Origin of the sequence: Microbacterium sp. (assembly GCF_031988965.1) — a bacterium.
GTDB lineage: Bacteria > Actinomycetota > Actinomycetes > Actinomycetales > Microbacteriaceae > Microbacterium.
Genome location: NZ_DALZXX010000002.1, coordinates 87,362 through 98,468, shown reverse-complemented (window position 1 = coordinate 98,468; position 11,107 = coordinate 87,362). Strand labels below are relative to the sequence as shown.

Annotated in this window: 8 protein-coding genes; all 8 read left to right on the top strand. The window is 68.0% G+C overall.

The features are described 5' to 3' along the window. Positions 1 to 175: 175 nt before the first annotated feature. The 8 genes from RTM68_RS02100 (at position 176) to ndk (ending at position 11,046) form a co-directional block, all read left to right on the top strand. Positions 176 to 1,411 (top strand): DUF1611 domain-containing protein, encoded by a 1,236-nt coding sequence (locus tag RTM68_RS02100; RefSeq protein WP_312167836.1) that lies wholly within the window; start codon positions 176 to 178, stop codon positions 1,409 to 1,411. Then, the gene (locus tag RTM68_RS02095) at positions 1,408 to 3,183 is read left to right on the top strand and encodes an ABC transporter ATP-binding protein (protein ID WP_312167835.1); all 1,776 of its coding nucleotides are present in this window, start codon (positions 1,408 to 1,410) and stop codon (positions 3,181 to 3,183) included. The genes RTM68_RS02100 and RTM68_RS02095 overlap by 4 nt, the downstream gene beginning before the upstream one ends. Continuing rightward, entirely contained in the window at positions 3,165 to 4,319 is a 1,155-nt protein-coding gene (locus tag RTM68_RS02090) for a CapA family protein (protein ID WP_312167834.1), read from the top strand. Before RTM68_RS02095 ends, RTM68_RS02090 begins: the two co-directional genes overlap by 19 nt. A 29-nt stretch (positions 4,320 to 4,348) precedes the next feature. Continuing rightward, positions 4,349 to 5,200 (top strand): hypothetical protein, encoded by an 852-nt coding sequence (locus tag RTM68_RS02085; RefSeq protein WP_312167833.1) that lies wholly within the window; start codon positions 4,349 to 4,351, stop codon positions 5,198 to 5,200. Positions 5,201 to 5,473: 273 nt separating this feature from the next. Then, on the top strand, positions 5,474 to 8,857 hold the full coding sequence (gene ileS, locus RTM68_RS02080) for an isoleucine--tRNA ligase (RefSeq protein ID WP_312167831.1): 3,384 nt from the start codon (positions 5,474 to 5,476) through the stop codon (positions 8,855 to 8,857). Then, entirely contained in the window at positions 8,857 to 10,209 is a 1,353-nt protein-coding gene (locus tag RTM68_RS02075; protein WP_312167830.1) for a folylpolyglutamate synthase/dihydrofolate synthase family protein, read from the top strand. The genes ileS and RTM68_RS02075 overlap by 1 nt, the downstream gene beginning before the upstream one ends. A 77-nt stretch (positions 10,210 to 10,286) precedes the next feature. Continuing rightward, entirely contained in the window at positions 10,287 to 10,628 is a 342-nt protein-coding gene (locus RTM68_RS02070; protein ID WP_312167829.1) for a DUF4233 domain-containing protein, read from the top strand. A gap of 1 nt (position 10,629) precedes the next feature. Beyond that, complete coding sequence (gene ndk / locus RTM68_RS02065) at positions 10,630 to 11,046, top strand: nucleoside-diphosphate kinase (protein WP_194763357.1); 417 nt, start codon at positions 10,630 to 10,632, stop codon at positions 11,044 to 11,046. Positions 11,047 to 11,107: the final 61 nt, after the last annotated feature.

Here is an 11,107-nt window from a genome sequence, read left to right as displayed (position 1 = left end):
ACGTTGCTGACCAATCTGGGGATTTGGGGAAGTGACGGCTGGGGCATGTCACCTCGACGTCGTTCGTGAGTATCGCCTGTGGGTACGGAGATGACTCGACACGACAGCAGGACGGGTGCGTCGATCGTGCCCGGTGGCGAACGGCCCATCTCCTCGAAATTCTGAAGGGGAGACCATGAGGCGCGAGACCTGGGTGCGGATTCTGCCGCACGAGATGCGCATCACCGCGAAGCAGTCGTTCGCGACTCGACGCGTTCCGCTCGAGTCGATGCGGACGCTCGTCGGGGGTGCGATCCGTCCGCGTTCGGGCGATGTGGTCGTCGCCCGCATCGAGAGGCTCGGCCACCATCGCCACGTCGAGCAGCCGCACGGTCGTCGCAGCCTTCTGCACGTCGGCGATCTGATCATCGTCGCCTACGCGGACCGCTACGCGACGGATCAGTTCGAGTCCTACGTGCCCAGGCACCTGGGGCCGGTCAACCTCGTCGCGAGCGGCGGTATCGCGTCAGCGGTGATTTCTCGGAGCAGATCGGTGCGGGCCGCCACCGACATCGTGCCGATCGGACTCATCGGCGATGAGGCAGGTCGACCGCTCAACGTCGCCGACTTCCGATTGCCGACGTTGACGCCACCCGACGAGAGGCCACGCACGATCGGCGTGCTGGGCACCTCGATGAATGCGGGCAAGACGACGACGATCCACTACATGGCGCACGGGCTGTCGAAGGTCGGGATGCGACCGGGGGTCACGAAGGTGACGGGCACCGGATCGGGCAACGACTACTGGGTCATGCTCGACGCCGGAGCGCACATGATGCTCGACTTCACGGACGCAGGACTCGCGTCATCCTTCCGACAGCCCACGTCCGTGCTCGAAGAGGTGATGACGCAGCTGGTGGCGAACCTCTCCCTGGGCGGAAGTCGGGTGAACTTCGTCGAGATCGCCGATGGGGTCTTCCAACGCGACAACAAGAGCCTGCTGGAATCGGCGGTCGTGCACGAACTCATCGACGGCGTCGTGCTGGCGGCATCCGACGCGATGGGGGCGGCGCAGGGTCTTCGATCGCTGACGGATCACGGCTTCGACGTCGTGGCGCTGTCGGGCACCCTGACGAAATCGCCGCTCGCCATGCAGGAGGCCGCGGAGGAACTCGGCCTCCCGATCTGGGGGATTCCGGAGCTCGAGAATCCCGATCTCGTCGCACCGGTGCTGGGCATCGATCCCGCCCTGATGAGCCCGCCGATGCCGCTGCCGCAGCCCGCATGGCCGATCGACCTCGACGGTCTTGCGAACGTGTCGGAGTTGACGCGGAGCGCCCAGGTCGCCGAACTGGGAGGTCGTCGGGGCGGGTTCGTCGATTCGCGCGAACTGATCGAACATGTTCGCGCATCGTCGATGGTGCTCTCATGACGATGGAGATCGATGACATCGATGAGATGGATGCCGCGGGTGGATCGGCCCCGCGCCGTCTCCGCCACCTGTTCCGACTGCGCCGCCGAGACTTCCTCGTGGTCGGTCTGCTGGGCTTCCTGCAGGCTGCTCTGCTGGTCGACTTCATCCTGCTGACCCGGCTCGTGATCGATCAGCTCGTTCCCTCGGGTGTCGGCGATGCCGCCGAGGCGACGTATCAGCAGTCGCTCTGGTTCTGCGCGGCGCTCGCCGGGGCCGCCGTCCTGTTGGGCCTGGCTCGGTCCTGGGAGTTCACCTGGGCGGAACGTGCGGGTTACGACGTCGTGCGGAGGCTGCGTATGGAGATGTACGCGCACCTCCAGCGCATGCGCCCCGAGCATCTGCGGCATCGAGCTCGCGGGGGACTCCTGCTGCGTCTCACCGGAGATCTGTCGATGCTGCGCATGTGGTTGAGCCGCGGGCTCCTCGAGGGGCTCTCGGCCGCCATCGTGCTCATCGCTGCACTCGGTGTGCTCGTCGTACTGGACCTGTGGCTCGCGCTCGCGGTCGTCAGCGTGCTCGCGTCGGGTGCGGCTCTCTCGCTCAGCCTCGGACGGTCGATGCGCGATGCGACTCGATCGATGCGGCGGCGCAGATCGTCGCTCATGAGCACGGTCGACGAGCAGATCAATGCCATCCGCGTCAGTCAGGTGTCAGGGCGTGTGCGCGGCGAGTTCCGTCGACTGTCTCGCCAGAACGACGCGCTCACGGTCTCCCTCTCCCGGGTCGCCGGACTGCGAGGCAGCCTGCGGGGCATATCCGCTGCCACGTCGTTGGTGAGCGTGGTGGCCGTCCTCGCCGTCGGTGTCATTCAGGTGCAGCGCGGGGCGACGACCGTGGGCGTCGTCGTGGTCGGAGTCCTGCTCGCCCGCTATCTCGCACGGCCCGTGCGCACACTGGGTCTCGCTCACGACTACTGGCATCGGGGATTGATCTCACGCCAGAAGGTCGTGGACTTCCTGACCAGCTCCAGCCGTGGCATCGAGGAGGAGTCGAAGCCGCCGCTGGTGGTCAGGGGCGGGCGCATCGAGTTCGTCGACGTCACGGTTCCCGGCGCACTGGTCGGCTTCGCCGCCGTGGCCGACCGTGGGGAGTTCATCGCGATCACCGGTCCGTCCGGCGCAGGCAAGTCGGCCGTGCTCGACCTGCTCACCCGAATGGTGGAGCCGACCTCGGGTGGCGTCGTGATCGACGGACAGCCGCTGTCGGACACGGCACCGTCGTCGATCGGATCGATGATGGGCGTCGCGGGGCCGGATCTTCCTCTGCTGCGCGGGACCGTGCTTCACAATCTGAGGTATGCCGACCGCAGGGTCGCCCCCGGTGAGGTTCAGAGGATCGTGAAGACGCTCGGGCTCGACGACGCTCTCAGGCGCCACGATGACCAGGGGGTCATGGGCTGGGTCATGGAGGGCGGAGCGAATCTCCCCGCCGGCGATCGCCAGCTGGTGGCGCTCGCCCGGGCCATGATGGGGACGCCCCGCATCCTGCTGCTGGACGAACCGCTGGCCGGGATGGGCGCCGAGGCGCGGTCTCTCGCCCGCGAAGCCATCCTGCGTCACCGAGGAACCGTGCTGATGGTCACGCAGGACCCCGATGCGCTCTCGCTGGCCGACACCATCTGGGTGATGGCGGAGGACGGCACGGCGACGACGCTCACCGGTGAGGAGTATCGAGATCACCTCTGGCGCAACCGAAATACGAGGAGCAAGAGATGGACGGCGAGCGCATGATGACGACCTCTCGCAGGACGCGAAGGCGCCGCGCAGGACGCAATCTCCGGCGAGACCGCCGTCTGATCGGGGGGAGCCTCGTGCTCGCGGTCGGCTCCGCGGGGCTGCTCGGCAGCCAGCTGGCGTTCGCCGCTCCGGAGCCCGCGCCGGTGGTCGCGGCTGAGGCGCCGGCGCTCGACGACGGTGTCCTCGATCTCGGGTTCGCCGGGGACACGATGTTCGGCGACGGCTCCGAAGAGAAGCTCGCGGCATCCGGCGCGGCACCGCTGCTGGCGGGGGTCGCACCGCTGTTGGACGACTTCGACTACACGATCGTCAACGCGGAGGTTCCGTTCACGACGATCCAGACGCCGGCCAACCCCGGCGCGAAGTACACCTACGCCAGCGATCCCGCCCACCTCTCCGCTCTGCGCGAGATCGGCGTGGACGCCCTGAACCTCGGCAACAACCACGCGATGGACCGAGGCGGAGCGGGACTCGACGACACGATCCGCCATGCGGGCGAGGGCGGACTCGCCGCGTTCGGAGCCGGTGCGACCAGAGCCGAGGCGTCGATGCCGCTGCTCGTGCGTTCTGAGCAGCTCGATATGGCCGTGGTGTCGTTCGGCGAGGACTTCGGCGCGCTCCATCGCAGCACCGAGACGACGCCCGGGATGGTTCCTCTCCGTCTGGATCGCGTCGAGCAGGTGCTGCGCGCGGCGCGGGACAACGGCGCCGACAAGGTGGTGGCCTTCGTGCACTGGGGGAACAACTACGAAGACGTCAACGCGCAGCAGCGCTACTGGGCCGGGGTCTTCGCCGACGCCGGCTATGACGCCGTGATAGGCAGTGGATCGCATACCCTGCAGGCGGTCGAGATGATCGGCGGTGTTCCGGTCGTCTATGGGATCGGCAACTTCGTGTTCGGAGCTCCGGGTCGCTTCGCGAGCTACGGCAAACCGGGTCTCGGCGCGATCGTCGGCCTGCGCTGGAACCAGAGCGGGGTCGGCTCGATCACTCTCCGCGTGATCGAGACGGACAACAAGATCGTCGACTACGTCGCTCGCCCGCTGCCGGACGCCGAGCTGGCTACGGCGAAAGCCATCATCGGCGATGCCGTGACCTGGCGCGCGGATGGCGCGGTGCTGCGCTTCTGATGCGCCGACGGTGGGGGATCCTGATCATCATGGCACTCGTGCTGTCCGGCGCGCTCGCCGCCTGTTCTCCGTCGCCGCCGGCTTCCGGTCTGCTCGGCAGCGGCAAGTTCGAGCTCCGTATCGAGGGGCGGGAGTCGATCCCGGTGTATTACGTCACGGGAGCCCGTGCGACCGAGGAGGCGACGATCATCGTCGTGATGCACGGAGTCGAGCGCAATGCCGCCGAGTACCGGAACACCTGGACCGAACTCGTGCGGGACCGCGATGTGGTGGTGGTGGCGCCGCAGTTCAGCGATGACGACTTTCCCGATGCCGAGGGGTACAACCTCGGCGGTCTCGCCGACATCGATGGCGACAACGACGACGACTCGCGCGTGCTCGACGGGGCGTACGGATACATCGAGCCGCTCTTCGAGAGCGTGCGCGCGAGGATCGGTGGCGAGCAGGCAGGATTCTCGATCTTCGGGCACTCTGCGGGCGCGCAGTTCGTGCATCGATACGTGGAGTTCGTGCCGCACGCTCCCGTGAATGTCGCAGTGGCCGCCAACGCGGGGTGGTACACCATGCCGGACGAGTCGGCACCGTTCCCCTTCGGTCTCGACGGGGACGCCCCTCGGTTCGATGCCTCCGCGGCCTTCGGCCGGCACCTGGTCATCCTGCTCGGCACAGATGACGTCGGGACCAAGAACCTGCGGCGGGACGACGAGGCCCGGGCACAGGGGGACACACGTCTCGAACGCGGCAGGGAGTTCTTCGATCGGGCGCTGCGCGCGTCGGCTCGCGAGGATGTGGCTCTCCGGTGGGAGATGCACGAGGTCGAGGGCGTCGATCACGATCAGGTCGCGATGGCGGCCGCAGCCGTGCACTACCTCGTGGGGTGAGGGTGCGGCGCGGGCGAACCGCCTGCGGTGTCCCGGTTGACGCGTACAATGGACCTACGAGCTGTGATCCGATATCACCGGGGAGCTCTCGGAAGAACGGTCGGCCCCGCAAGGGCGGACTTAGTAGAACCGAGCGGGGCAGGCCCGTCACAGCCGCAGTGAGAGTGGCTCCGCCGTGAGGCGCGGCACGCGAGGTGGTACCGCGGTCCCCGGAACGACAAGCCGGACGGATCGTCCTCGCAGCAGCATCCGCCACGACTCCTGCGAGACGACATGACCTATCCGCGTTCCTCCTTCGGCCCCGCCGCCGACCAGGCTGCCTCCGTCGCCCCGAGCCCTCGGTTCCCCGAGATCGAGCGCGACGTGCTCGACTTCTGGGAGACCGACCAGACCTTCCGTGCCTCGATCGAGCAGCGGGAGGGCAACGACGAGTGGGTGTTCTACGACGGCCCGCCGTTCGCCAACGGCCTGCCGCACTACGGACACCTGCTGACCGGTTACGCGAAGGATGTCTTCCCGCGCTTCCAGACCATGATCGGCAAGAAGGTCGACCGGGTGTTCGGATGGGACACGCACGGACTGCCCGCCGAGCTTGAGGCGATGAAGCAGCTCGGCATCACCGAGAAGAGCCAGATCGAGTCCATGGGCATCGACGTCTTCAACGCGAAGGCGAAGGACTCGGTTCTCAAGTACACGCACGAGTGGCAGGACTACGTCACGCGTCAGGCTCGCTGGGTCGACTTCGAGCGCGGCTACAAGACCCTCGACCTGGGGTACATGGAGAGCGTGCTCTGGGCGTTCAAGACCCTCTACGACAAGGGTCTCGCCTACGAGGGCTACCGCGTGCTGCCCTACTGCTGGCGTGACGAGACCCCGCTGTCGGCGCACGAGCTGCGCATGGACGACGACGTCTATCAGAACCGTCAGGATCCGTCGGTCACCGTCACGTTCCCGCTGACCGGTGCCAAGGCCGAAGCCCTCGGGCTCACCGCTGTGCGCGCGCTCGCCTGGACGACCACGCCCTGGACCCTGCCCACCAACCTCGCGCTCGCCGTCGGACCCGACATCGAGTACGTCGTGCTTCCCGCAGGCCCGAACGGAGCCGCCGACGTGCACGCGGCGGCAGGAACCACGGATGCCGCGATCGAGGCGTCCGCGCACCGCTACCTCCTCGCCCGCGAACTGCTCGGCGGCTACGTCAAGGACCTCGGCTACGAAAGCCTCGATGACGCGCTCGCCGCGGTCGACGCCACGGTGCGCGGTGCCGACCTGCAGGACGTCACGTATGACCGGCTCTTCGACTACTACGCCGACACCGAGACCTACGGCACCGAGAACGCCTGGCGCATCCTCGTCGACGACTACGTCACCGTCAGCGACGGCACCGGCATCGTCCACCAGGCTCCGGCCTACGGTGAGGACGACCAGCGGGTGGCAGGGGCCGCCGGCATCCCGACGATCCTGTCGCTCGACGACGGCGGAAAGTTCCTCCCGAACGTCACCGACGTCGCCGGCCAGCTCTGGATGGACGCCAACACGCCTCTCATCCGCCTGCTGCGCACCGAGGGCCGCCTGCTGCGTGAGCAGAGCTACGTGCACTCGTACCCGCACTGCTGGCGGTGCAGGAACCCCCTGATCTACAAGGCCGTGTCGAGCTGGTTCATCCGCGTCACCGACATCAAGGACGACCTGCTCGCGAACAACGAACAGATCACCTGGGTGCCCGAGAACGTCAAGCACGGCCAGTTCGGCAAGTGGCTCGAGGGCGCACGCGACTGGTCGATCAGCCGCAACCGCTACTGGGGCTCGCCGATCCCGATCTGGAAGAGCGACGACCCCGAGTACCCGCGCGTCGATGCGTACGGTTCGCTCGAGGAGCTGGAGCGCGACTTCGGCACGCTGCCGCGCAACCCCGAGGGCGAGATCGACCTGCACCGCCCGTACATCGACGACCTGACGCGTCCGAACCCCGACGACCCGACCGGCAACAGCACCATGCGCCGCATCGAGGACGTCTTCGACGTGTGGTTCGACTCAGGGTCGATGCCGTACGCGCAGGTGCACTACCCGTTCGAGAACCAGGAGTGGTTCGACACGCATGCACCCGCCGACTTCATCGTCGAGTACATCGGGCAGACCCGCGGATGGTTCTACGTCATGCACGTGCTGTCGACCGCGCTGTTCGACCGCCCGGCGTTCACCGGAGTGAGCTGCCACGGCATCGTCCTCGGCAACGACGGCTACAAGATGTCGAAGTCGCTGCGCAACTACCCGGACGTCTCCGAGGTGCTCGACCGTGACGGTTCCGACGCGATGCGCTGGTTCCTCATGTCGAGCTCCGTGCTCCGCGGAGGCAACCTCGCGGTGACCGAGGAGGGCATCCGTTCGGGCGTGCGCGAATTCCTGCTTCCGCTGTGGAACTCGTGGTACTTCTTCGCGACGTATGCGAACGCGGCGAAGCCCGGCGGATACGAGGCGAAGTGGAGCACGGATTCCACCGATGTTCTCGACCGCTACATCCTGGCCCGCCTCGGCGACCTCGTGCGCGAGGTGCGCGCCGACCTCGAGGGGCTCGACTCCACCACGGCCTCCGCGCGGCTGCGCGACTTCGCCGAGGTGCTCACCAACTGGTACATCCGCCGCTCGCGCGACCGGTTCTGGGAAGGGTCCAGCACCGAGGCGTTCGACACGCTCTACACCGTGCTCGAGACCTCGACCCGCGTCGCGGCTCCGCTCGTGCCGCTCATCAGCGAGCGCGTGTGGCAGGGGCTCACGGGCGGACGCAGCGTGCACCTGCAGGACTGGCCGGATGCCTCGGCATTCCCCGCGGCGGACGAGATCCGCGATGCGATGGATGCCGTGCGCGAGCTGTCGAGCGTCGGCAACGCCCTGCGCAAGAAGGAGAAGCTGCGCGTGCGTCTGCCGCTCGCGCGTCTCACGGTCGTGTCGCCGCTGGCGGCGACGCTCGGCCAGTTCGAGGACATCCTGCGCGAGGAGCTCAACGTCAAGTCCGTGGAGCTCGTGCAGCAGTCGGAGACGACGGCAGGGGAGTACGGCATCAGCCACCGCCTGAGCGTCAACGCCCGCGCTGCAGGTCCGCGCCTCGGCAAGAACGTGCAGACGGTGATCAAGGCCGCGAAGGCAGGCGACTGGTCGGAGTCCGACGGGGTCGTGACCGCCGGCGGGATCGCGCTCGAGCCCGCCGAGTACGAGCTCGCGTTCGAGACGACCGGGCGGCCGGAGGGCGAGGCGCTCGCCCTGGTGCCGACGGGCGGATTCGTGCTGCTCGACACGCAGACGACGCCCGAACTCGAGGCCGAAGGACTCGCCCGTGACGCGATCCGAGTCGTGCAGGAGGCGCGCAAGAACGCCGGTCTCGACGTAAGCGATCGCATCGTGCTGGCCCTCAACGCGACCCCGGAGGACGCTGCGGCGCTGACGGCCCACGCGGACCTCATCTCTCGTGAGACCCTGGCGATCGCCTTCGCCGCGCAGCCGACGGACGGACTGGACGCGGTCGTCGACGACGTCGCGAGCCCGGGCGACGGCGTGTTCCGCTCCGGCGCCCGCGCGCTCGGATCGGCGAAGGGACCGGTCATCGTCACGATCGACGCCACCGCTGTGGTGCGGGAAGCGACGAAGGGGGGAGCGGCCTGATGAGTGCACGGGACAGGGCGGATGCCGTCTACGAGACCCTTCTGAGCCGCGCAGGCGAGCGCTGGGTGCAGCCCCGCAAGGAGCGCACCGCGCGCATCCTCGCCTTCCTCGACGATCCGCAGCGCACCTATCGCGTGGTGCACATCACCGGTACCAACGGCAAGACGTCGACGGCGCGCATGATCGAGAGCCTGCTCCGGGCTCACGGACTGCGCACGGGGCTCTTCACCAGCCCGCACCTCGAGCGCTTCACCGAGCGCATCATGATCGACGGTGAGCCGATCGAGGACGCCGCGGTCGCTGACGCCTGGGACGAGATCGAGCCCTTCGTCGAGATCGTCGACGGCGAGCTCGAGGCCGCGGGAGAGGAGCCGCTCACGTTCTTCGAGCTGCTCACGGTGCTCGCCTTCGTCGCGGTGGCCGACGCGCCCGTCGACGTGCTCGTGCTCGAGGTCGGGATGGGGGGCGAGTGGGACTCGACGAACACGGCTGACGGCGATGTCGCGGTCTTCGCACCCATCGACATCGATCACGCCGACCGCCTGGGGAACACGATCACCGAGATCGCGACGGTCAAGGCGGGGATCATCAAGCAGGGTGCGGCCGTCGTCTCGGCGCAGCAGCCGGCCGAGGCGGCGGAGGTGCTTCGCCGCGTCGCCGCGGAGAAGAGCGCGACGATCGCCTTCGAGGGCGACGAGTTCGGTCTGACCGATCAGAAGCTCGCGGTGGGTGGCCAGCTCATCTCCATTCGCGGACTCGCGGGCGAGTACCTCGAGGAGTACCTGCCGCAGTACGGCGCACATCAGGGGCACAACGCGGCCCTCGCTGTCGCAGCCGTCGAGTCGCTCATCGGCGGGGCGGAGCAGCGGATCGCCGACGACATCATCTCCGAGGGTCTGCAGGGCGCGACCTCTCCGGGACGACTTCAACTGCTCGGCATCTCACCCACGGTGATCGTCGACGCCGCGCACAATCCGCACGGTGCCGCGGCGCTCGCGCAGGCGATGGACGACAGCTTCGACTTCGACGAATGGGGGGTCGTGCTCGGCATCCTCGCCGACAAGGACGCCGCAGGCATCGTCGCGAAGCTCGCTCCGGCTGCTGCGCACGTGTTCGCGACCGCGCCGGATTCGGATCGCGCGAGCGATGCGGATGCCATCGCCGACCTCGTCGAGGCAGCCGGTCACCGTGCGACCGTGCACCCCACGCTCGCGGATGCCGCGGATGCGGCACGCGAATGGGCGGCCTCGACGGACCGTCGCGCGGTCGTGATCGCCGGTTCGGTCGTGCTGGCCGGTGAGGCGATCGCCCTCTCGGAAGACGAGGACTGGAAGTCCGGGTGGCGCGCGTGAGCGACGGATCCGCACCCGCTCGGGCGCCTCGCCCGCCGCGTCCTCCGCGCACGCTGGTTCAGAAACTGGCCCCGATCGTGCTCGGCTTCGAGTCGATCGTCGTGTTCCTCGCCGGTCTGACGGTCTTCGGGCTGAAGGCGCTGCCTGCCGGAGTCCCGCCGTGGTGGGGGATCGTCGGCGGTGGCATCGTCGGTCTCGCATGCATCGCGGTCGCCGGCATGATCACGAAGCCCTGGGCGATCACTGCGGGGTGGGTGATCCAGGTGATCATCGCCCTCTCCGCGATCCTCGTTCCCGCGATCCTGCTGGTCGTCGTGATTTTCGGCGGCATGTGGGCGTATGCGACGATCATGGGGGCTCGATTGGACGCACGACGTCCCGCCGCGCCCGCCACCGAGACTCAGACAGAGAGTGAATGACATGGCCACTGAAGAAACCCTCGTCCTCGTCAAGCCCGATGGTGTCGCCCGCGGCCTCACCGGAGCGATCCTGGCGCGCATCGAGTCGAAGGGCTATGCGCTCGTCGACATCCGCCTGGTCGAGCCCGACCGCGACCTGCTCGCCGCCCACTACGCCGAGCACGAGGGCAAGCCCTTCTACGAGCCGCTCCTCGAGTTCATGCTCTCCGGGCCCTCGGTCGCGATCCGTCTTGCGGGCAACCGCGTGATCGAAGGCTTCCGCTCGCTTGCCGGTACGACCGATCCGACCACCGCCGCGCCCGGCACGATCCGCGGCGACTTCGGCCGTGACTGGGGTCTCAAGGTGCAGCAGAACCTCGTGCATGGCTCCGACAGCGTCGAGTCGGCCGAGCGCGAACTGGCGATCTGGTTCGACTGACCTGAAGAACGCCGCGCGCACCGCGCAGACGACGAAGCCCGCCCCACAGATTCGTGGGGCG

Coding starts and splice junctions, on each gene's coding strand:
- RTM68_RS02100 (WP_312167836.1), top strand. CDS start 176: ATGAGGCGCGAGACCTGGGTGCGGATTCTGCCGCACGAGATGCGCATC.
- RTM68_RS02095 (WP_312167835.1), top strand. CDS start 1,408: ATGACGATGGAGATCGATGACATCGATGAGATGGATGCCGCGGGTGGA.
- RTM68_RS02090 (WP_312167834.1), top strand. CDS start 3,165: ATGGACGGCGAGCGCATGATGACGACCTCTCGCAGGACGCGAAGGCGC.
- RTM68_RS02085 (WP_312167833.1), top strand. CDS start 4,349: ATGGCACTCGTGCTGTCCGGCGCGCTCGCCGCCTGTTCTCCGTCGCCG.
- ileS (WP_312167831.1), top strand. CDS start 5,474: ATGACCTATCCGCGTTCCTCCTTCGGCCCCGCCGCCGACCAGGCTGCC.
- RTM68_RS02075 (WP_312167830.1), top strand. CDS start 8,857: ATGAGTGCACGGGACAGGGCGGATGCCGTCTACGAGACCCTTCTGAGC.
- ndk (WP_194763357.1), top strand. CDS start 10,630: ATGGCCACTGAAGAAACCCTCGTCCTCGTCAAGCCCGATGGTGTCGCC.